This is a genomic window from Synechococcus sp. LTW-G (assembly GCF_054459035.1).
Genome location: NZ_JBTKYW010000004.1, coordinates 1 through 20882, shown reverse-complemented (window position 1 = coordinate 20882; position 20882 = coordinate 1). Strand labels below are relative to the sequence as shown.

Below are 20882 nucleotides of genomic sequence, written 5' to 3'. Positions count from 1 at the left end.
TTCCGTTGAGCCTGTCCCCACCAGCCACGCTCACTCCCCTCTCCGCCGAGGTGGTGCTGGGGAAAACCCCAAGCCTGAAAGAGCCCGTGCTGCTGGATGGGGCGCTCTATTGGCTCGAGCAGCGTCCCCACGAACAGGGGCGCACCACCTTGATGGGGCGCGCAGCCCAGGGGCAGGAGCCCCGCGAATGCACCCCGGGGGATTGGAACCTGCGCTGCCGCGTCCATGAGTACGGCGGCGGCCCCTGCGCCATCGGCCGGCGCGCCAATGGAGAGGCCGTGGCCGTGTTCGTCCATGACGCCGACCGCTGCCTCTGGCGGCTGGATCTCGATCAACCGGGGGCCGAACCGCAGCGACTGCTCACGCCCCAGGGCAAGCGTTTTGAGGGGGCCCTCGGTGGCGGCCTGATCGACCGGCAGCGGGACCGCTGGATTGGCGTTTTGGAGCGCGACAGTCAAGACCACCTGGTGGCGCTACCCCTGGCCGGCGGGGAGCTGGTCGAGCTCCATCAGGCCGCGGACTTCTGCGGCTATCCCGCCCTGAGCCCCAATGGAGCGCGGCTGGCCTGGGTGGAGTGGCAGCAGCCGGCCATGCCCTGGGACTGCAGCAGCCTCTGGCTGGCGGACGTTCAGGCCTCCGGCCAGCTGGGCCCCGGCCGGCGCGTTGCCGGCAGCGCCCCCGAGGATCCCCAGGCCATCTCGGTCTTTCAGCCGATCTGGGCCGGACGCGACCTGGTGGTGGCCAATGACCGCAGCGGCTTCTGGAACCTCGAGCGCTGGTCCGCAGCCGAGCAGGACGCGCTGGAGACGCCCCGTTGGCAGCCCCTGCTGCACGAGCAGGCCGAATTCGCCATGCCCCAGTGGGTCTTTGGCATGAGCACCCATGCCTGGGACGGTGAGCGCCTGCTGGCCCTCGCCTGCCGGCAGGGCCGCTGGGAGCTCGGGGAGCTCAAGGACCAAAGCTGGCGGCCGCTCGAGCAACCCTGCAGTGATCTGGCGGGGCTCTGCGCCCAGGCGGGCCAACTGGCCTGCATCGCCAGCAGCCCCACCCTGCCCTCGGGATTGCTGGAGCTCGACCTGAAGACCGGGAGCTGGCGGCATCAACCAGCGGCCCCCTGCCCGATTGCACAGGAGGCCATCAGCCAGCCCCAAGAACTGTGGTTTGACGGCCACGGCGGCCAGGCCACCCAGGCCTGGTACTACCCGCCAACCGGCGGCGGCCACAGCGAAGCGCCCCTGCTGGTGAAGAGCCACAGCGGCCCGACCGCCATGGCCCGCACGGGCCTGAACCTGGCCATTCAGTTCTGGACCAGCCGCGGTTGGGGCGTGGTGGATGTGAACTACGGCGGTTCCACCGGCTTTGGCCGGGCCTACCGCGAACGACTCAACGGCCAGTGGGGCGTCGTGGATGTGGCGGACTGCGCCGCTGCGGCCCAGGCCCTGATCGAGCAGGGGCAGGCCCACCCCAAACGGGTGGCGATCGAAGGCGGCAGCGCCGGGGGCTTCACCACCCTGGCGGCCCTCTGTTTCAGCGACTGCTTCTCTGCCGGTGCCAGCCGCTACGGCGTGGCCGACCTGAGTGCCCTGGCGGAGGACACCCACCGCTTTGAGGCCCGCTACCTCGATGGCCTGGTGGGCCCGTGGCCCGAGGAACGCGCGCTCTACGCCGCCCGCTCACCGTTGAACCACGCCGAACGCATGAGCTGCCCGGTGATCTTTTTCCAGGGCCTCGAGGACGTGGTGGTCCCCCCGGAGCAAACCGAGCGGATGGCCGAGGCCCTGCGCAACAAAGGCATCCCGGTGGAGGTGCGCCTGTTCCCGGAAGAGGGCCACGGCTTCCGCAAGGGCAGCACCCAAATTGAGGTTCTGGAGGCGACGGAGGCCTTCTTCCGCGCGCACTTCGCCCTGTAATGGCTGAGCTTCTGCCGGGACTCTGGAGCGCTGACCTCGTCGATGGGATCAGCTGGCTCGTCCTGGCGGGGGGTGTTCTGGCGGGAATCCTGGCGACGGGCCGAGCCATTGGCCGGCGGCTACAGCTGCAGCTCTGGGGCATTCCCGAGGCCCTGGTCGCGGGCGTCTTGGGTCTGCTGGTCGCCCCTAAGGGGCCCTTCCCGCTGCTGCCCGAGCACCTGATGGAGCTCTGGGCCCAACTGCCCCTGGTGCTGCTCACCTTGGTCTTCGGCTCCTTGATGCTGGGCAAGCCACTGCCCAAGCTCTCGGGCGTGCTCAAGCCCGTGGGCGGCCACGTCTCCCTGGCGCTGGTGCTGGCCTTCGGTCAGTACGTGGTGGCCGGGCTGGCGGTGCTGCTGGTGCTGCAGCCCCTGCTGGGCTTCAGCCCGGTGATGGCCTGCCTGATCGAGGTGGCCTTTGAGGGGGGCCATGGCTCCGCTGCGGCCATGGGGGCGAGCTATGCGGCCCTGGGGTTTGAGAGCGGCCAGGACCTGGGTCTGGCCCTGGCCACCGTGGGCCTGCTGTCCTCAACCCTGGTGGGGGGACTGGTGGTGGTGCTCGGGCGGGCACGGGGATGGCTGGTGGCGGACCTGGCGCCGGAAGCAATTCAGGTCGCTCCAGCGGCGGCGAGCGGGGCCGAGGGCCCGAGCAATCCCTGGGCGGCTTGGCTCTGCAACCTGGGCCTGGTGGGCATCGCCGTAGCCATCGGCTGGCTGCTGCAACTGCTGCTGCGGCTGGGGACAGGCTGGATCGGAGGGGGCGTCGCCACGGTGGGCCAGGCCCTACCGGTGTTCCCGCTGGCGATCCTGGGGTCGCTGCTGGTGCGTTGGCTGCTGGAGCTGAGCAATCGCAGCCAGTGGGCCTCGACCCCAATCCAAAGCGAAGTGAGCACCCTGGCAGCCGATCTCTTGATCGCCTCAGCCACCGCGGGGTTGAACCTGCAGTTACTCCAGGCCAACTGGCTACCGATCACCCTGCTGGCGGGAGCTGGCTTGAGCTGGAATCTGCTGATCAGTCTTTGGCTAGCCCCGAAGCTGCTGCCCAAGGACTGGTTTGAGCGGGCCCTGGTGGAATTTGGCCAAGCCACCGGCGTCGCCGCCTCCGGCCTGCTGCTGCTGCGGATGGCGGATCCGGAGAATCACAGCGACGCCCTGCCGGCCTTTTCGCTCAAGCAACTGCTGCTGCAGCCCCTGCTCTCCGGTGGGGTGATCACGGTGGTGGCCCCCCTGGCCGTGGCCGGCTGGGGACTACCGGTCTGGACCCTGGTCTGCGCAGCGGTGATGCTGCTGGCCGGGGCCGCGGGGCTCTGGATTGCTCAGCTGCCCGAGCTCGAGGAGGCCCGGTAGAGCAGGGTGCGGAACTGGTGGCGCACCTGCTCCATCTGCTCCCCACTCAGCAGGGGTGGTTCGCCGAGGGCTAGGGCCTGCAGGTAGATCCGCGCCAGGGTCTCCACCTCCACCGCCAGGGCCAGGGCCTTGTCGAGGGTCGGGCCCACCGCCACCTGACCGTGCTGGGCCATCAGGCAAGCCAGCCGTCCCTCGAGGGCCTGGACGACCCCATCGGAGAGCTCCTGGGTACCAAAGGTGGCGTAGGGGGCGCAGCGGATGTCATGACCACCGGCCACCGCCGTCATGTAGTGGAAGGGGGGGATGTCACGGCCATGGCAGGCCAGGGCTGTGGCGTGGATCGAATGGCAGTGCAGCACCGCCTGCACCTCCGGCCGACTCGCCAGGACATCGGCGTGCAGCCGCCACTCCGAGGAGGGCCGCCGTTGGGGGCGGCCATCGGCCGGGATGAACAGGGGCTCCCCCTTGAGATCCAGCGCCACCAGGTCACTGGGCTGCATCTGCTCATAGGGCAGGGAGCTGGGGGTGATCAGCATCCCGCCGGCAATGCGCACCGAGAGGTTGCCGGAGGTGCCCTGGTTGATGCCGCTGGCCTGCATGCGCCGGGCGCAGTCGACCAGTTGCTCGCGCAGATCCAGATCAGACATCGCCGTAGAGCTCCTGGAGGCCGGCGGCGCTGGCGGCGACAACCCCCCGCTCGGTGATCAGCGCCGTGACCAGACGCGCTGGGGTGACATCAAAGGCGGGGTTGAAGCCCGGGCTGCCGTCAGGGCTGAGCTGAACCGTGGTGATCGCCCCCTCGGGGCTGCGGCCCTGAATGTGGGTGACTTCCTCGGGGCTGCGGGCCTCGATTGGGATCTCGGCAACGCCGTCATCGATGGACCAGTCGATCGTCGAGGCCGGCAGGGCCACATAGAAGGGGATGTTGTTGTCCCGCGCCGCCAGGGCCTTGAGGTAGGTGCCGATCTTGTTGCAGACGTCGCCGCGGCGGGTCGTGCGGTCGGTGCCGACGATCACGGCATCCACCTGGCCGTGCTGCATCAGGTGGCCGCCGGCGTTGTCGACGATGACGGTGTGGGGCACCCCTTCGCGGCCAAGCTCATAGGCCGTGAGCGAGGCGCCCTGGTTGCGGGGGCGGGTCTCATCCACCCAGACATGAATGTCCAGGCCAGCGCGGTGGGCCTTGTAGATCGGCGCCAGGGCCGTGCCCCAATCCACCGTGGCCAACCAACCGGCATTGCAGTGGGTCAGCACATTGAGGGTCTGACCGGGCCGAGCGGCCGCCAGCTCCTGGAAGAGCTCCAGGCCGTGCTCGCCGATGGCCTCGCACATGGCGACGTCCTCATCGGCGATGGCGCCGGCCTCAACCTGGGCCGCCTCGGCCCGCTCTGCCGGGGGCAGCGGCGCCACCCGATCACGAACACGCTCCAGAGCCCAGCGCAGGTTGACCGCCGTCGGGCGGGTGGCATTGAGCTGATCAAAGGCCGCCGCCAGGGAGGCATCGCTGGGGTCGACCTGCAGGGCGAGCATCAGGCCGTAGGCCCCGGTGACGCCGATCAGGGGGGCGCCGCGCACGACCATCGTGCGGATGGCCTCGGCCGCTTCATCGCAGCTGCGCAGCGTACGGGTGGTGAACTGATGCGGCAGCTGGATCTGATCGATGACCCCGATCGAGCGGCCACCCGGCTCCAGCCAGATGGTGCGCCAGGCCTGGCCGTCGATCTTCATGGCTACCGATTGACTGCACCGATCATCCCCTGCAGCCCCGCTCAGATCGGGCGATAGCCCTGCCAATCGGGCACCTGGGGCTGGCTGCGTCCCTCGGGATGAGGGGAGAGCTGGACATGCCAGCGCTGGCCGCCGAGCAACTCCAGCTGCTCGAGGGCCAGGCAGTCGTCCACGGCGCAGAGGTCGTCCTTGTGCTGCTGCAGCGCGCCGTGGAGCCACTGGCGTTTCGCCGCGGCCTTGGCCGCCTGCGGGGAGCGGGCCACCACCAGGCCGAACTGGTGCAGTTCCGCCAGGGAGTCCGGGCGGTAGGCGCCCAGGTTGACGAACCAGAGCCGCTCGGGCCGGGGCGCGGCGGGCTCGCGCCCGAGGCTCACGGCCCAGCCATCGATCGCCCGCACCGCCATGTAGGCATCCAGGTGCAGACCCTCACGCCTCCCGAACCACTGCCGCTTGAGCTCCGGAATGGTGTCGTCGATGGAGCGGCCCGCAACAAAGCGGACGTCATGCAACTCGATCAGGCTGCTGGCGGTGCGTCCACCCAGGACCACCAGAAATAGGGTTGGGGCGCTGGGGGATGGCGGCGTCATGGACCTGTTTCAGCGGCAGTGGGCCACCTACCGGGCCGTGTTGGATCACGACCTGATGGAGCACCAGGCCATGAGCCTGGCCTGCGGGCAGGTGCTGCGGCAGGTCTGCGCAACGGCCCAGGCCCCCAGCCTGGTGGATTTGGGCTGCGGCGATCTTGGCTTGCTGGCACCGCTGCTGCAGTCGCTGCCCCTGGGGCACTACACGGGGCTGGACCTCTGCGCCGAGGTGCTGCCCCTAGCGCAAGCCGCCTTAAGCCAGGCCCCCTTCCCCCGCTCCTGGCTGGCGGAAGATCTGCTGAGTTGGGCCAACGCGCCGCAGACCGAGGTGGTGGAAGTGATCCACAGCAGCTATGCGGTGCATCACCTCCAGCAGGACCAGGACAAAGCCAACTGGCTCAGAGGATGCCGCAGACGCATCAACCCAGGCGGCCGCTTGATCTGGGTTGATGTCTTCCGCGAAGCCGGGGAAAGCCGAGAGGCCTATTTGGCCCGCTACGGGGGGCGGGTGAAGGGCTGGAGCGCCCTTGGCGCCGACCAACGCCAGGCGGTGCTCGCCCACATCCAGCGCTTTGATTACCCCGCCGAGCGGGGCGTTATCGAAGGGATCGCCCAGGAGGCGGGCTGGAGCTGGCAGTGGGTCTGGGAAGGACGCCACGGGGCCGAGGCCATGGCCGTCCTCAGCCCCGCCTAGCTGTGCTCGCGCAGGAAGCTGATGGTTCCCTGCAGTTCCTCCGCGAAGCGATCGATCTCCTCGATCGTCGTGGTGAAGCTCAGGCTGGCCCGCGCTGAGGCACTAAGGCCGTAGTGGCGATGCAGGGGCTGGGTGCAGTGGTGGCCGCTGCGGATGCAGATACCAGCGGAATCCAGCAGGGCAGCGATGTCGTTGGCGTGGACACCCTCGACATGGAAGGCCGCCAGGGCCGCCCGATCCGGCTGCTGCTCCGGCGTGGGGCCAAGAACCGTCAGGCCATCGATGCCCTGCAGGCGTTCAAACAGATGGGCCGTGAGCTGCTGCTCCCAGGCATGGATGCGATCGAGACCCAGGGCCTGGAGGTAGTCCAGGGCTGCGCCCATGCCGATTGCCTCACCGATGGCGGGGGTGCCGGCCTCAAATTTGTGGGGTAGCCCAGCCCAGCTGCTGTGGTCCAGGTAGACGTCCTGGATCATCTCGCCGCCGCCGAGGAAGGGAGGCATGGCTTCCAGCAGGGCCTCCCTGCCCCAGAGGAAACCCATCCCCGTGGGACCGCAGAGCTTGTGGGAGCTGCCCACCAAAAAGTCGGCGTCCAGCTCCTTGACGTTGACCGGCAGGTGGGGAAGGCTCTGGCAGGCATCCACCAGCACCAGGGCACCGGCGGCATGGGCCAGGGCCGCCACCTGGCTGATCGGATTGAGGCAGCCCAGGGTGTTGCTGACCTGCACCAGGCTCACCAGCCGTGTGCGGTCGGTGATCTTGCTGCGCAGGTCCTCCAGGTCGAGCTCACCGCTCTCGCTCAGGCCGGCATGGCGCAGGACGCAGCCGGTGCGATCCGCCAGCAGTTGCCAGGGCACCAGGTTGCTGTGGTGCTCCATCACCGTCAGCAGCACCTCATCGCCCGGGCGCAGGTTGGCTTCACCCCAACTGCGGGCGACCAGGTTGATCGCCTCACTGGCGTTGCGGGTGAAGACGATTTCGTTGGGACTGGAGGCGCCAATGAAGGCCGCAGCCTTGGCCCGAGCCCCCTCAAAGCCCTCGGTGGCACGGGCGCTGAGCTGGTGCGCGCCCCGGTGAACGTTGGCGTTGTCGTGGTCGTAGTAGTGCCGCAGGGCATCAAGGACCTGATGGGGCTTCTGGCTGGTGGCGGCGTGATCGAGATAGATCAACGGCTGCCCCAAGCAGGCCGTCTGGGCCAGTAGGGGGAAGTCCTGCCGCGTCTGGGCGGCCAAATCAACAGCAGGAACGCTCATCAGGCTGGAGGAGCTGCTCATGCCGATTCCAGCTCCAGCTGATCCAGGGGGCACCACTGGCGCGCGGGCTCCGGCAGGGCGCGCAGGACCTCTTCGCAGAAGGCGCGCTTCAGCAGGCCGGCGGCCTGCTCCGCTCCAATACCGCGGCTCTGGAGATAAAACAGCTCATCGGTTTGCAGGCTGCTGACCGTGGCGCCATGGGCGCACTTGACGTCATCAGCAACGATCTCAAGCTCGGGTTTGGTATCGATCCGGGCCCGATCCGAGAGCAGCAGGTTGCGGCTCAACTGCGCCGCGTTGGTCTGCTGGGCTTCCCGGGGCACGCGCACTGCACCATTGAAGACACTGCGGCCCTGGCCGGCGGCCACTGCCTTGTGGACCTGATCGAGCTCCCCTTCGGGGCCAGAGAACTGCACAAAGCTGTGGGTGTCAGCGATCTGCTGACCGCCCACCAACTGCAGACCGCGCAGGAGCGAGTGGGCCTGGCCCTGCACCTGCACCAACCGCGGCTCGTGCCGCGCTAGCCCCCAACCCGCAGCGACGTTGCTGAGGGCAGCCTGGCTTTCCGGCTCTTGCTCAACGGCGATGTGACTGAACAGGGCGGCATCGCTTTGGCCAAAGGCCACCAGGCCATGGCGCAGCTTGGCGCTGCGGGCCAGGTGGGCCTCGATCACCAGGCTGACCAGACCCGCGGCCCGGGCCTCGATCAGCTGGGAAAGATCCAACTGGGCCTTCTCCTCCAGCACCAGCAGGATCCGCAGGGGAAGCATGCCCCCGGAGCTAGCGCTGACCAGCTCCAGGGCCGCCGAGGCTCGGCTCTTGACCCGAAGGGCCAGGACCTGCGTGGCGCTGGCCTGATTGAGTTCCACCGGCCAGTGCTGCTGACAAGCCGTGGCCGCCAGGGTGTGGCCCAACCCTTGGGCCAGTTCCGCCTCGCTGAGGACCTCAAGCCCTGCGGGCAGGGTCACCCCCGCCAGGGGATCACTTTGGCCATCGAGCTGCAAGCGCAGCACGGACCCGCCGGCGGCGAGGGTGGGCTGGGCAGGCTGAGCAGCCGCCAAGGGAAGCGCCTGCAGCAGGCTCAGGTCGGTGAAGCGCCAATCCTCACTGCGCGAGGAGGGAACACCCTGCTGGGCCAGGGCAGCGCGACCGCGCTGCTGCACAGCCGCCAGGGCACCCGAGGCGGCAGGGAGCTGGGAGAGCCATTGCTCCAGCCAAGCTGCCCGTTGGGTGGGGGCGCTGAGGCTGGCGGTCATCAGGCCACCTCCGCGGCAGCCAAGGCGGCCAGCTCCTGGTCCACCCAGTCGTAGCCGCGCTCTTCAAGCTCCAGGGCCAGTTCTTTGCCGCCGGTGCGCAGCATCCGCCCGGCCGCCATCACATGGACATAGTCCGGGGTGATGGCGTCGAGCAAGCGCTGGTAGTGGGTGATCAGCAGGGTCGCGTTGTCGGGGCTCGCCAGCTGATTGACGCCGCCAGCCACGATCCGCAGGGCGTCGATGTCCAGGCCGGAATCGGTCTCATCGAGGATCGCCACCAGGGGATCCAACAGGGCCATCTGGAGGATCTCGTTGCGCTTTTTCTCGCCGCCGCTGAAGCCTTCGTTTACCGAGCGATCAAGGAAGGCGGGATCCATCTGGACCACCTGCAGCCGCTCACGAACGAGGTCTTCAAACGCGAAGGTGTCGAGCTCCTCCTCACCCTTCTGGGCGCGGCGCGCGTTGGTGGCCACCCGCAGGAACTCCAGGTTGCTCACACCCGGAATTTCCACCGGGTACTGGAAGCCCAGGAACACGCCCGTGCGGGCCCGTTGCTCGGGATCCAGTTCCAGCAGGTTCTCGCCGCGGTAGGTCACGCTGCCGCCGGTGACGGTGTAAGCGGGATGACCAGCCAGGACCTTGGAGAGGGTGCTCTTACCGCTGCCATTGCGGCCCATCACCGCATGGATCTCGCCGGCACGGATGGTCAGGTTGACGCCCTTGAGGATCTCCTTGTCCTCGACTCGAGCGTGGAGATCCCGGATCTCAAGCAGCACTGGAGCGTCAGGGCGAATCACGGGGAAGGGAGACGAAAGGGAAACAAAGGGCCCGCATCGGGCCGGGGTCAGCGGTGGGCTTAGCCGACTGAGCCCTCAAGCTTCAGGGCCAGCAACTTGTCCGCCTCGGCGGCGAACTCCATCGGCAGCTGGTTGAAGACATCGCGGCAGAAGCCGCTGACCATCATCGAGACGGCCTCTTCAAAACCGATGCCGCGGCTCTGCAGATAGAAGAGCTGATCTTCTGAGATACGGCAGGTGCTGGCCTCGTGCTCAACAGCGGCCTGGGGCTGCTGAGAGCGGATATAGGGATAGGTGTTGGCGGCGGCTTGATCGCCAATCAACATCGAGTCGCACTGGCTGTAGTTCTTGGCGCCGGTGGCTTTCGGTCCGATCTGGACCAGACCGCGGTAGCTGTTGGACGAGCGCCCAGCGCTGATGCCCTTGCTGACGATCGTCGAGCGGGTGCGCGGACCCACGTGGATCATCTTTGTGCCGGTGTCGGCCTGCTGCATGTTGTTGGTCAGGGCCACCGAGTAGAACTCGCCCACCGAATCGGCGCCCTGGAGCACACAACTGGGGTACTTCCAGGTGATCGCTGAACCGGTTTCCACCTGGGTCCAGCTGATCTTGCTGCGGGCACCACGGCACTGACCGCGCTTGGTCACGAAGTTGTAGATGCCGCCCACACCGTTCTCATCACCGGCGTACCAGTTCTGAACGGTCGAGTACTTGATCGAGGCGTCATCAAGCACCACCAGTTCCACCACTGCCGCATGCAGTTGGTTGGTGTCGAACATCGGGGCGGTGCAACCCTCGAGGTAGCTCACGGAGGCACCTTCTTCCGCGACGATCAAGGTGCGCTCGAACTGCCCGGTGTCTCCCGAGTTAATCCGGAAATAGGTCGACAGCTCCATCGGGCATTCGACGCCCTTGGGAATGAAGACGAAGGAGCCGTCACTGAAGACAGCTGAATTCAGCGCCGCGAAATAGTTGTCGTTGCTCGGGACCACCGTCCCCAGATAGCGCTCGATGAGCTCGGGGTATTCCTTGACGGCCTCGCTGATCGAGCAGAAGACGACACCGTGCTCAGCCAGCTTTTCCTTGTAGGTCGTGGCGATCGAGACACTGTCAAAGACGGCGTCAACAGCGACGTTGGACAGCCGTTTTTGCTCGCTTAGGGGGATTCCAAGCTTGTCAAAGGTTTCCAGCAGCTTCGGATCCACCTCGTCGAGGCTGGCCTTCTTCTCTTGCTGCTTGGGGGCGGCGTAATAAACGACGTCTTGGTAGTCGATGGGCGGGTAGCCCAAAGCGGCCCAGTCCGGTTCCTCCATCTGGAGCCACTGGCGATAGGCCCGCAGGCGAAAGTCCAGCAGGAAAGACGGCTCGTCCTTCTTGCTGGAAATCAGACGCACCACGTCCTCGCTGAGGCCCTTGGCGATCTTCTCGGTTTCGATGTCAGTGACGAAGCCGTACTTGTACGGCTGGCTGACTAAATCACCAACGGCCTGAGCGTTACTCATGGGTGAGCCTCAACCGCCCGTATGGGCTTTGACGTCTTCCATCGAGATGGTCTGGTTCTCACCGCGGAAGGGATTGTCCTCGGTCAAAAACAGCATGCAGTGGCATTCCTTGCGCTCACGCATCGGCACGCAAGGGCAGTTCCAGAAGGCCTGCGCCACTTCGGCCTCCTTGTCTTCGTAGTGGCGGCAGGGGCACAGAGCGCCGCCCAGCTCGTCCTTATGACGAGCCAGACCCTCGAGCACGACAGCCGTCACGCTGGGGTCGCTGCAGAAATAGGTCCCCGTGCGCTGGGCGTAGGTCTCCGCAAACTTACGGATCACCTCAAGGCTGTCGCTGGCTGACGGGGAGGGGGCTGCAGACATGAGCGCAGAGACAAAGCTGGAACGGACGTGCCGGGCGAGGTCTGGCGCCCAGCGGGGCTGACAGCTCGTCCATCAACAACTTACGAAACGCCAGGGTTTCGTAAGTGAACGATAGAGGCCTGAACCGTCAGCAGTGAGTGGTCATTGTTGCGCGTTGCCGGTGCCAATCGGGGGGAGGGGCCTCTCGGCTCACTCGTCAGCGCCCGTTTAGCCGTGGCATGGTGTGGATGACCGCTTTCCAACATGAGCGTCTCCGCCCAGTCACCGACACGCGAAGCCGCTCTCAGCCTGATGTTGCGGCAGGGGGAGCTCACGGCTGCCCAGCTCGCCGAGGCGCTTCAGGTGTCGGTCCAAGTCATGCGGCGCCATCTGCGCTCCTTAGAAGACGAGGGTTTGGTGGAAGCCAGTCCCACCAGCGAGGGCCAAGGTCGGCCCAGCAACCGCTGGCGGCTGACCAGCAATGGACGCGGACACTTCCCAAACGGCAGCGAACATTTCGCCCTGGGCCTCCTGAGCTCGATGACCGCCAACCTGCCCAGCGGGATGGTCGAGGAGCTGCTCGAGCGGCAGGCCAGCGACAAGGCCGAGGACTACCGCAGACACATCGGCGCCGGCACGGTCCTGGAACGGCTGGAGCGCTTGGTGGAGCTGCGGCGGGGAGAAGGTTACGTCGCCGAGTTCCACGCCGAACCAGGCCAGGACAGCTGGGTACTGAGCGAGTTCCACTGCTCGGTTCAGTCCATCGCCCAGCAATTCCCCTGCGTCTGCGATCAGGAACTGGAGCTGATCAGACAGACCTTCCCCGATTGCAAGGTCGATCGGGTCCACTGGCTGCTCGAGGGCAACCAGGCCTGCGGATTCCGCCTGACGCCGTGCTGAGCGAAGCGGACCTCAGCGAACTCGAGAGCACGCTGCTCCCGGCCTTCGAGCGCCATCACCTGCGCCTGCTGGCCCACAGCCTGCGCTGCCTGCAACAGGCGGCAGCCCAAGGGGAAGACCTACCGGAGGGGGCCCGTCTGAGCGCCTGGGCCGAGCAGCAACCCAACCTGGCGGTGGACCCGACCTTTATTCCGGTTCTGGTGGAGCAATTGGGCAAGGCCTCAGCCCAGCTGGCCAGCATCGGCAACGACCTCGGAAAACCCGCGCTGCAGCTGGAGATCGCCGACCTGGTGCGCTGGGGACAACGGCAGGCCGATGCGCGGCTTAAGCCACCACACAACTGACCCCAGCCAGGCCCATCAGGGCCGCCAGGGCGCCTCGCCAGCCGGGACGGTCCCCCTCCAGGGAGGCCAAGGGGAGCGCCATCACCGGAGCGGTCGCCAGGAGTGACACCGCCAGCGCCCCCGGCAACTGCTGCAGGGCGGTTTGCTGCAGGGCAATCCCGGCGCTGGTCCCCAGCAAGGTGGCGAGGATCCCCAGGGGCCAACGCCGCCGCTGCGGGAGCGGCCCCTGCCGTCGCTGCAGCAGAGACGGCAGCAGCGGCAACAGGACGAGAGTTGCCGCCAAGAGGCGCAGCGCGGCCGCCTGCAGGGGATCGATCGCACCGGAGCGCAGGGCCGCCCGGGCCAAGACGGCTCCGCCACTGCCGCAGGCCAAGGCCCCCAGGGCCAGCGCAACCCCCAGGCCCCAGTCCCGTGAGCGAGGCGCCCCGGCATCACGGCCTGCCACCAGAGCCAGGGCCGCTGTGATCAGGGCAATCCCCAGCCATTGCAGAAGGCTGGGGCTCTCGGCCAGGGCCGCCATTCCCAAGAGCGCCGTCACCGCTGGACCGCCCGCATCAAGGGTCAGGGTGCGCCGGGTTCCGATGCGGCGCAGGGCGGCAAAGAAGAGGCTGTCGCCAATGGCAATGCCGAGAACCCCACTGGCGACCAGCAGCCAGAAGGCCCAGGGATCGCTCCATCGGGAGCCAACGCCGGACGCGCCCAACAGCGGCAGCAGCAACAGCAGCGCCAGAGCGTTCTTAAGCAGATTGAGCTGGCTGGCGCTGAGGGCCGTTGGCAAGCGCCGCCAAAGACTGCTGGCAAGGGTCCAACAAAGGGCTCCCGCCAAGGCCGCCAGGACTCCGCTGAGCACGGCTGCAGGAGACGACTACGGCTTGCGATCATCGCTGCATCTGCTGCAGCGCCGTGACCCTTGCGATTGAGGATGCCCTCAGCTTTTTCCAGCTGAGCTGCGGCCGCTGGCGCTCCCAGCGCAGCGTCCATCACCTGCTGCACCGCCGCGCCGAAGCCGGAGGCTCGCTGATCGTGGTGGAGGAACTGGAGCGCACGGACCAGCGCCTGGCCGAGATCGCCGCACTCCACGGCCAGGATCCGGCTGGGCTGGTGGGGGGCTGCTGGGTGCGCTGGAGCGCCTCGATGGCCTGGGACAAGGCCGGTGAGGACCACACCGGCGAAAGCGTGATCGGCCTGATTCCAACCGACGAGCGCGGCCGCTCTGGATTGCTGTTGCGGGATCTGGGCTACGCGGAAAAAGCCCCCGCCAGCTCTCTGTTCTCGATGGATGAGCGGGACGGCCTGCTGCTGAGCACGGAGTACGAAACGATGAACGTCTGGGAGCGGTTTGCCTTCGCCGGCCCCAACGTCCGCGTGCGCAGCAGCACGGTCGAGGGGCTCTCCAACAACGCCTCGTTCTGCATCGAAACCCGCTGCGAGGTCAGCGGCAGTGAGCAACCCAGCGCCAAGCCCCAAAGCGCCGAAAGCACCAGTGCGGAGCCGGCCTTATCGCTGCTGGGCTGGTGAAACGAATCGGTGTGGAACGTTACGGACTGTGAGCCCTGAAAGGGACGGCGGAGTTGAGCCCGGAACACACTTCTACGATCGTCCCCGACGGATGCCGAAGTTCGAGTGGCCCTTCCTCTTCTGAAGTACGCGCCCACCACGCAGAACTCGCGTGTTGACGCCCTGCGTGTGGGCTCGGATGAGGATCCGAAAGCCGTATCCATGGACAAGGCCATGGACCGCGAAGACCAGAACTTCGTGATCGAAGCGGCTTACCGCCAAATCTTCTTCCACGCCTTCAAGGTGGACCGTGACCTCACCCTGGAAAGCCAGGTGCGGAACGGCCAGATCACGGTGCGCGATTTCATCCGCTCGCTGTGCCTCTCGGACACCTTCAACCGCAGCTTCTACACGCTGAACAACAACTACAAGGTGGCTCGCCACCTCGTGGAAAAGCTGCTGGGTCGCCAAACCCACGGCAAGGCTGAAGAGATCGCCTGGTCCGCTGTGCTGATGACCCGCGGCGTCAAGGGCATGGTTGACGACATCCTCGACAGTGAGGAGTACCTGAACGCCTTCGGTTACGACACCGTTCCCTACCACCGCAACCGCGTGGTCGGCAGCCGTGACCTGGGCGAGACCCCCTTCAACATCACCAGCCCCCGTTACGACGCCTACTACCGCGGCATCCTCGGGTTCCCCCAAATCGTTTACACCGGCACCGCCCGCAAGCTGCCCGAGCGCTCCCTGCAGCGCCGCGGTGGCTTCCCTCAGGACTACATGCCCTGGGTGCGCACCCTGCCTGCCCTGCGCGGTGCCAACGCCAGCGGCAGTGCCGACATCGATTACCTCTCGAAAGTCCCCTACCGCAGCCTCGGCCGCTGATCCACGGTCCAAGACTTCTCAAGCGGCGGTTCATCCGCCGCTTTTTTTGTGTTTCCACACCGGAGGCAGTCACGGGATCCTGACCACGACTGCCGATTGCACAAGGGATCGGGGAAAGTAAGTCCATAGATCCCGAAAGGAATCGGAAGCGCTGTGACCCAAGCCCTGACCTCATTGGCCCGCATGACCTTGCGCCAGCTGCGCCAGGTGGCCAGTGAACTGGGCGTGACGCTCTACAGCCGCAAAACCAAGGCTGAACTGGTGGATGCCATCGGCGAGCGCCAGGCCGACATGAGCAGCGTCGAGCAAGAACACAGTCCTCCGCCCAAAACCATTGACAGCACGCGCGTCGTCTTTCTGCCGCGTGATCCCCAGTGGGCCTATGTCTTCTGGGAAATCTCTGAAAGCGATCGCCAGCAGGCATTCAAGGATGGAGCCAGCCAGCTCTGCCTGCGGGTCGCCGATGTCACTGGGGTGAGCGACGGAGGCGTGCACCCGCACACCCTGCAGGAAGTGCCCGTCGATAGCCACGCCACCGAGTGGTACTTGCCCGTGCCGCTCAGTGATCGCGACTACCGGGTCGAACTTGGCTACCGCGTCAACGCTGGTGGCTGGATCTCCCTGGCCTATTCATCGATCGCGCGGGTGCCTGCGCTCCACCCCAGCGAACAAATCCTCGATCAGTTCGTTCCCTTCTCCCTCGAGGCCCCGCTGGGCCAGGTCGACGCTGCCGGGATCGCCAGCCAACCCGCCACCACTCCAGACAGCGGTCTGCACGAGCGCCTCTACCAAACCGCCACCAGCTTTGGACGGACGATTGGACGGGGCTCGGAGGCCTTCCATGAACTCGAGGGCGCCAGTGGCTCAGGCCTCAACGCCTCCGGAGCCGGGCTCTGGGCCAGCGGCCGCAATGAATCCGGCAGTGGCGTGGTCGGGCAACGCAAGCGCGCCTTCTGGTTGGTCGCCGATGCCGAGCTGATCGTCTACGGAGCCACCGATCCCTCTGCCCGGCTGAGCATTGGAGGAGAGGAGGTTCCCCTCTCCAGCGACGGCACCTTCCGGGTTCAAGTTCCCTTCCGCGATGGCGAGCAGGTCTATGCCATCGAGGCGATTGCGGCGGATGGCGAGCAGAAGCGCAATATCACCTTGAATTTCGATCGCAGCACACCAGAGGACAACAGCAACCCCAGCGACCAAGCTGTGGCCGAGTGGTTCTGAGCACAGGTCCGCAATGAAAGCCGTCGTTGCCTTCACCCCGATGGCGGGAGCCGTGCTGTTCCCCATCGCCGTTCCCCTGCTGATGGTCAAGGTGGGCATTGGTGCCGGGGTCCTGGCGGCGGTGCTGATCAGCAGCCTCTGGTTTGGCTCGATGCTGCTGACCTCTGAGATGCCCGAGCACGGCTGAGGCACGAAGGGAACACTCGCTCCAGATCCGCCTGAGACCTTGATGCTGCAGCGGCCCGCTTTCAGCAGCCTGCTGACCCTGGCCTGCCTCCTGCAGGGCTGCGGCAGCGCCGGACAGCTCATCGGCGCCGAGCAGGAGCCAGACCTGGCGCAGCACCCGCAGATCAGGGCAGCCTTCAACCACCGGGAGGACCGCGGCTACATCAGCCCGATCAGCCGGCAGTGGCGAGCGGGTGAGGACCTCGAGGCGCTGCTGATCGAAGCGATACGCTCTGCGGAGTCCGAGGTTCTGGTGGCCGTTCAGGAGCTCTCCCTCCCGGCCATCGCCCAGGCCCTGGTCGAGCGACACCGGCGGGGCATCCCCGTGAAGGTGGTTCTGGAGAACATCTACAGCCAACCCTGGAGCAGCCAGCACGAAGCCGAGCTCAGCCCCCATCAGCGGCAACGCCACCGGCAGCTGCGCGCCTTAGCCGACCAAAACGGCGACGGGCAACTCTCGGAGAGCGAGCGGCAGCAGGGCGATGCCGTGGGCATCCTGCAGCGCGCGCGCGTCCCCCTGCTGGATGACACCGCCGATGGCAGCAAGGGCAGCGGCCTGATGCACAGCAAGTACCTGGTGGTCGATGGGCAGACCGTGGTGACGGGGTCGGCCAACTTCACCGCCTCAGGCATCCATGGGGACCCGGGCGCGCCCCGAACCCGCGGGAACGCCAACCACCTGCTGCAGATCGAGAGCCCAGCGTTGGCCGCAATCTTCCGCGAGGACTTTGAGAAGATGTGGGGAGACGGGCCCGGCGGGCAACCCGATAGCCGCTTTGGCCTGGGCAAAGGTCAGCACGCGGCGCAGCACATCCGTATGGGAAGCAGCGAGGTGGAGGTGCTGTTTGCGCCCCAGCGCCGCAGTGATCCCAACAACGGCCTGGCCTTGATCGCTTCCGTCCTCGCGGAGGCACAGGAGCGCATCGATCTAGCCCTGTTTGTCTTCTCCGCGCAGTCACTCACCAACCAACTGGCCGAGCGACTGGCGCAGCAGGTGCGGCTGCGGCTTGTGGCGGATCCAGGCTTTGCCAGCCGTCCCTTTTCTGAAGTCCTCGATCTCTTGGGGGTGGCCATGGCTGATCGCGACTGCAAGATCGAGAAAAACAATCAACCGCTCGAGCGGGCAGCCGAAGGCATCGGCACACCGCAGTTGGCCCGCGGCGACAAACTGCACCACAAGTTCGCTGTCATCGACGACAAGACCGTCATCACAGGCAGCTTCAACTGGAGCCCCTCTGCCGCCCATCAAAACGACGAGGTGCTCCTCGTGATCCGCTCCCCGCAGGTCGCAGCCCACTTCACCCGTGAGATGGATCGCCTCTGGCGCACTGCCGATCTAGGCATCACCGAACGACTGCGGCGCAAACTCGAACGCAACCGCCAGCGCTGCGGCAGTGGGGTTGAGAGGAGCTAAGTGGCTACGGGATTGGCTTCTGCCCTCGAAACTGTGATGACGACACACCAACTGCTCTAAACCCAATGGCAACCAGGGATATCAGCAGCCACAGTCCGCAAAGCAGAGATTGAGCAATGCAGCTCTTCACCCGTAGAAGCCTGTCGCTCACTGGTGCTGTAGCTCTGACACTGGCATCCATCCCTCAGGTCAACGCCAAGCCCGTTGAGATCACCCAAGGCTCAGCTGAGGACCTTGGCGTGATGAGCATCAACCTCAAGGACATCGTCAAACCGCAGGTTGGCGTCCAGGCACAAACTCAAGCAGCTGGCACTCCCAACGAGACAGGTCTGGGTGGCTTCCTGCCCCTCGTCGTTGGCAAAAACAGCGTTTTCTTCGCTGATGTCCTCGCCAACGCCAACTTCGCAGACATCAAAGGACAGTCCAGCATCGTCAATACCGATGTCGGAGGCACCACAATCTCCACCTCATCGCGCCTCGGTTATCGCTGGCTGAACGGCGACCGCAGCTGGATGTATGGCATCAATGCTGGCTATGACACCCGCCCGCTGAGCTCTGGGGGTGATGACACGGGAGTGGCGCTCACTAACGAGCGCACTGATTTCTTCCAGCAGGCTGCGGTGAATGTAGAAGCGGTCAGCGATAAGTGGGCACTCAGTGCCTACGGTCTTATTCCGACAGGAGTGAAGGAGCAGCAACTCAATAGCGCCTATCAAGGCGGAGCACTCAACACCTACGGTTTAGACGTGGGCTACAACCTCACAACAGCCCTCAGAGCTTCTGTTGGTTATTACTACCAGCAGCGAGAAGAGGAGAATGTGAATGGCTCAGGCGTTTTAGGAAGGCTTGCGTGTGCCATCAATAATGGTCTAACTCTTGGCGCCAATCTGTCTTATGACGATGCGTTTAAGCAGCGTTTCTCCGCAGACATTAAGTGGCGTTTTAATACAGCAGGAATTTCGCAAAGCGAGAAGCAGAAGAAAGCGTCGAAGAAGCCTACAATTAAGACATTAACTGAGAGCGTGAAAAACAGGGATGTACGGGTATACGATTCTTCTGTGGCAGGGTCAGGGTACCGAGTGGATGAACGAGGAATAGCGCATCGAATTGTAAAGAGACACAGATAGCGATAATCTTTAATCTACACACCGCCTCCCCCAATTACTCCGTCATACCGTCGTCTACCCCTTCGCAGCCTAACCACCCAAAGCCCCTGCAACCACAGGGGCTTTTATTTCTTAAATAGACCACCAAGAACCATCATTCAACCTCCAATACCTGGCACCATTGCCATCAACGCCGCCTAATAACAAACCCATCAAGACGCTGAGCGCCAAACCGAAAAACCAGGGCATACCAAAACCACCCTCAATACTTCTCTCCTTACTTCTACCCTTATTCCCTCAACACATTCACCAATAACTTCGCTCCCTATCACCATCAAGGATGCCATTGGCTTAGCAAACGGCTCAAAGAACTAAGCATTCCTGAGAAGAAAGGCTGGGCGGTACTTCTGAACCACCAGCCAAACAAGTTCGCTGTCATCGACGGCAAGACCGTCATCACCGGCATCTTCAACTGGAGCGCCTCTGCCGCCCATCAAAACGACGAGGTGCTGCTGGTGATCCGCTCACCGCAACTCGCCGCCCACTTCACCCGTGAAATGGATCGTCTCTGGCGCATTGCGGATCTAGGCATCACCGAACGACTGCGGCGCAAGTTGGAATGCAACCGCCAGCGCTGCGGCAGTGGAATTCAGAAGAGCTGAGTGGCCAGCGGAGTGGCTTAAGACGTATGCGCTATCGGCATAAAGGAAGCAATTAGATGCAGACGCTCATGATACAATAGGTGAAGAAGTCGCAGACACAGAAGCCTTGCCTATCAGGGAGACTCAACCCAGTACTGCGAGATCAACAGCAGCATCAGTTTCGATCAATGCTCAACTTAAGCAATTAGAGCAGACCTAGAATGTCAGAAGAGAGAATCTACAATGGAATAATAAGCGGGAAAGTTCTCGACACATCCCAAGGTCAACAGCAATGGATCCTAGGCGATAATTTCATCACCATTACCATAAGCACTCCCGAGATAAAGACGGAAACTTTCTGGAGAGCAGAATACTCAACAAGAACTATCATCAAAGGGAAGTTTCTCTACAATGGGGGCATTCTTGATAGAAGCAATAGCACCGTCTATGAGGTGGGCAACTTTTTCGCACAGGTGAACAAAGACGGGAGCAAAAAGGAGACTGGATACGGATACAGATTTGCAGGGGGAACGAGCTTTCCCATCCAGGATCCCGAGAAAAAAGGTGAAGTTTCTTTTAGCTATTCATCAGACGGGAGTAATCCTTGGTATACAAGCAAGCTTCGCAGTTTTCCAGTAAGCAGTGATAGAGCTGTTGTCGAAAAGAGCTCTTTTCGCGCATACGCTTCAACCGAATGGGCAGAAGACCCATTCGGCTTGTTGTCGAAGAACATTGTCGAATCAGGTCCAGATTCTAGAGACTCATCCACTCAAGCGTCTAGTTACACAACTGCAGGCGAGATTCTTACAGAGTTAGCGGGTGAAGAGTCACTCCTAACAAGCATCTCACTAGATCCCAAAGAAGATACAGAGAAGCTATTCAAGACTGCAACTTGGTCTAATACTGTAAAGATCAACAGAATGGTCCAAGCAGCAGCAGGCGGAGCGACAATCGAGGCAAAGCAGACCGATGAAGGTGGTGTTGGTTCGGTGTTGCGCGGCAGTGATAACAATGACCGACTACTAGGCAGAGCAGGTTGGGATATCTTCGATGGTCGTGGAGGTCGAGATTTCATTCGCGGTGGCAACGGGCGTGACGTCATCACTGGTGGTCTTGATGCCGACGAGCTCTGGGGTGATTTGGGATGGAACACCTACACCAGCGAAAAGGATGGATCTGCTGATCTGATTGTCATCAAGTC

Annotated in this window: 21 protein-coding genes and 1 pseudogene; 13 read left to right on the top strand and 9 right to left on the bottom strand. The window is 64.4% G+C overall.

Translation table 11 applies throughout. The features are described 5' to 3' along the window. Positions 1 to 5: 5 nt before the first annotated feature. Both ACXIQ9_RS07890 and ACXIQ9_RS07885 read left to right on the top strand, forming a co-directional pair. A complete protein-coding gene (locus ACXIQ9_RS07890; protein ID WP_459016305.1) occupies positions 6 to 1910 on the top strand; it encodes a S9 family peptidase in 1905 nt (634 codons plus the stop codon). Continuing rightward, positions 1910 to 3295, top strand: a complete 1386-nt coding sequence (locus ACXIQ9_RS07885) for a sodium/glutamate symporter (protein WP_459016304.1) — start codon at positions 1910 to 1912, stop codon at positions 3293 to 3295. Before ACXIQ9_RS07890 ends, ACXIQ9_RS07885 begins: the two co-directional genes overlap by 1 nt. Here ACXIQ9_RS07885 and ACXIQ9_RS07880 read toward each other — a convergent pair. Genes ACXIQ9_RS07880 through ACXIQ9_RS07870 form a run of 3 tightly spaced genes read right to left on the bottom strand, consistent with a single transcriptional unit; the run spans position 3265 to position 5610 of the window. After that, positions 3265 to 3942 (bottom strand): class II aldolase/adducin family protein, encoded by a 678-nt coding sequence (locus ACXIQ9_RS07880; RefSeq protein ID WP_247479508.1) that lies wholly within the window; start codon positions 3940 to 3942, stop codon positions 3265 to 3267. The genes ACXIQ9_RS07885 and ACXIQ9_RS07880 overlap by 31 nt on opposite strands. Further along, positions 3935 to 5023, bottom strand: a complete 1089-nt coding sequence (gene mtnA, locus ACXIQ9_RS07875) for an S-methyl-5-thioribose-1-phosphate isomerase (RefSeq protein WP_424174380.1) — start codon at positions 5021 to 5023, stop codon at positions 3935 to 3937. Before mtnA ends, ACXIQ9_RS07880 begins: the two co-directional genes overlap by 8 nt. A 41-nt stretch (positions 5024 to 5064) precedes the next feature. Then, on the bottom strand, positions 5065 to 5610 hold the full coding sequence (locus ACXIQ9_RS07870) for a DUF1543 domain-containing protein (RefSeq protein ID WP_459016303.1): 546 nt from the start codon (positions 5608 to 5610) through the stop codon (positions 5065 to 5067). Between ACXIQ9_RS07870 and ACXIQ9_RS07865 the strand changes: the two genes are divergently transcribed. Next, a complete protein-coding gene (locus ACXIQ9_RS07865; RefSeq protein ID WP_459016302.1) occupies positions 5609 to 6301 on the top strand; it encodes a class I SAM-dependent methyltransferase in 693 nt (230 codons plus the stop codon). The two genes, ACXIQ9_RS07870 and ACXIQ9_RS07865, sit on opposite strands and share 2 nt — an antisense overlap. Here the strand turns inward: ACXIQ9_RS07865 and ACXIQ9_RS07860 are convergent. Genes ACXIQ9_RS07860 through ACXIQ9_RS07840 form a run of 5 tightly spaced genes read right to left on the bottom strand, consistent with a single transcriptional unit; the run spans position 6298 to position 11472 of the window. Continuing rightward, positions 6298 to 7575, bottom strand: coding sequence for a SufS family cysteine desulfurase (locus ACXIQ9_RS07860; RefSeq protein WP_424163137.1), 1278 nt, complete (start codon positions 7573 to 7575; stop codon positions 6298 to 6300). The two genes, ACXIQ9_RS07865 and ACXIQ9_RS07860, sit on opposite strands and share 4 nt — an antisense overlap. After that, positions 7572 to 8810, bottom strand: coding sequence for a Fe-S cluster assembly protein SufD (gene sufD, locus ACXIQ9_RS07855; RefSeq protein ID WP_459016301.1), 1239 nt, complete (start codon positions 8808 to 8810; stop codon positions 7572 to 7574). The genes ACXIQ9_RS07860 and sufD overlap by 4 nt, the downstream gene beginning before the upstream one ends. Then, positions 8810 to 9607 (bottom strand): Fe-S cluster assembly ATPase SufC, encoded by a 798-nt coding sequence (gene sufC / locus ACXIQ9_RS07850; protein ID WP_029625992.1) that lies wholly within the window; start codon positions 9605 to 9607, stop codon positions 8810 to 8812. The genes sufD and sufC overlap by 1 nt, the downstream gene beginning before the upstream one ends. Positions 9608 to 9666: 59 nt before the next feature. After that, positions 9667 to 11109 (bottom strand): Fe-S cluster assembly protein SufB, encoded by a 1443-nt coding sequence (gene sufB / locus ACXIQ9_RS07845; protein WP_459016300.1) that lies wholly within the window; start codon positions 11107 to 11109, stop codon positions 9667 to 9669. Positions 11110 to 11118: 9 nt separating this feature from the next. Then, positions 11119 to 11472 carry a ferredoxin-thioredoxin reductase catalytic domain-containing protein gene (locus ACXIQ9_RS07840; RefSeq protein ID WP_010313046.1) on the bottom strand — a complete coding sequence of 118 codons (354 nt, stop codon included), beginning with the start codon at positions 11470 to 11472 and terminating at the stop codon, positions 11119 to 11121. A 243-nt stretch (positions 11473 to 11715) separates the two neighbouring features. Between ACXIQ9_RS07840 and sufR the strand changes: the two genes are divergently transcribed. After that, on the top strand, positions 11716 to 12351 hold the full coding sequence (gene sufR / locus ACXIQ9_RS07835; RefSeq protein ID WP_459016299.1) for an iron-sulfur cluster biosynthesis transcriptional regulator SufR: 636 nt from the start codon (positions 11716 to 11718) through the stop codon (positions 12349 to 12351). Next, positions 12345 to 12695 carry a hypothetical protein gene (locus ACXIQ9_RS07830; RefSeq protein ID WP_296416307.1) on the top strand — a complete coding sequence of 117 codons (351 nt, stop codon included), beginning with the start codon at positions 12345 to 12347 and terminating at the stop codon, positions 12693 to 12695. The genes sufR and ACXIQ9_RS07830 overlap by 7 nt, the downstream gene beginning before the upstream one ends. On the opposite strand, the gene ACXIQ9_RS07825 is transcribed toward ACXIQ9_RS07830, so the two are convergent. Continuing rightward, positions 12676 to 13545, bottom strand: coding sequence for a DMT family transporter (locus ACXIQ9_RS07825; protein WP_296416309.1), 870 nt, complete (start codon positions 13543 to 13545; stop codon positions 12676 to 12678). The genes ACXIQ9_RS07830 and ACXIQ9_RS07825 overlap by 20 nt on opposite strands. 53 nt (positions 13546 to 13598) lie before the next feature. Between ACXIQ9_RS07825 and ACXIQ9_RS07820 the strand changes: the two genes are divergently transcribed. The 8 genes and pseudogenes from ACXIQ9_RS07820 to ACXIQ9_RS07785 form a co-directional block, all read left to right on the top strand. Further along, positions 13599 to 14213, top strand: coding sequence for a phycobiliprotein lyase (locus ACXIQ9_RS07820; protein ID WP_247479525.1), 615 nt, complete (start codon positions 13599 to 13601; stop codon positions 14211 to 14213). 105 nt (positions 14214 to 14318) lie between these two features. Further along, on the top strand, positions 14319 to 15077 hold the full coding sequence (locus tag ACXIQ9_RS07815; RefSeq protein ID WP_459016298.1) for a phycobilisome rod-core linker polypeptide: 759 nt from the start codon (positions 14319 to 14321) through the stop codon (positions 15075 to 15077). 153 nt (positions 15078 to 15230) lie between these two features. Further along, a complete protein-coding gene (locus tag ACXIQ9_RS07810) occupies positions 15231 to 16295 on the top strand; it encodes a DUF4912 domain-containing protein (protein ID WP_459016297.1) in 1065 nt (354 codons plus the stop codon). Between the two features lie 13 nt (positions 16296 to 16308). Continuing rightward, positions 16309 to 16482: a hypothetical protein gene (locus ACXIQ9_RS07805; RefSeq protein ID WP_247479531.1), complete on the top strand. Its 174-nt coding sequence runs from the start codon at positions 16309 to 16311 to the stop codon at positions 16480 to 16482. Between the two features lie 42 nt (positions 16483 to 16524). After that, a complete protein-coding gene (locus tag ACXIQ9_RS07800; protein ID WP_459016296.1) occupies positions 16525 to 17934 on the top strand; it encodes a phospholipase D-like domain-containing protein in 1410 nt (469 codons plus the stop codon). A 116-nt stretch (positions 17935 to 18050) separates the two neighbouring features. Then, positions 18051 to 19061, top strand: a complete 1011-nt coding sequence (locus ACXIQ9_RS07795; RefSeq protein ID WP_459016295.1) for a carbamoyl-phosphate synthase L chain — start codon at positions 18051 to 18053, stop codon at positions 19059 to 19061. A 401-nt stretch (positions 19062 to 19462) separates the two neighbouring features. After that, positions 19463 to 19702 (top strand): annotated as a pseudogene (locus tag ACXIQ9_RS07790) (phospholipase D-like domain-containing protein); the annotation flags it as partial. A 200-nt stretch (positions 19703 to 19902) separates the two neighbouring features. After that, a partial coding sequence (locus ACXIQ9_RS07785) for a calcium-binding protein (RefSeq protein ID WP_459016294.1) occupies positions 19903 to 20882 on the top strand: 980 nt, incomplete at its 3' end.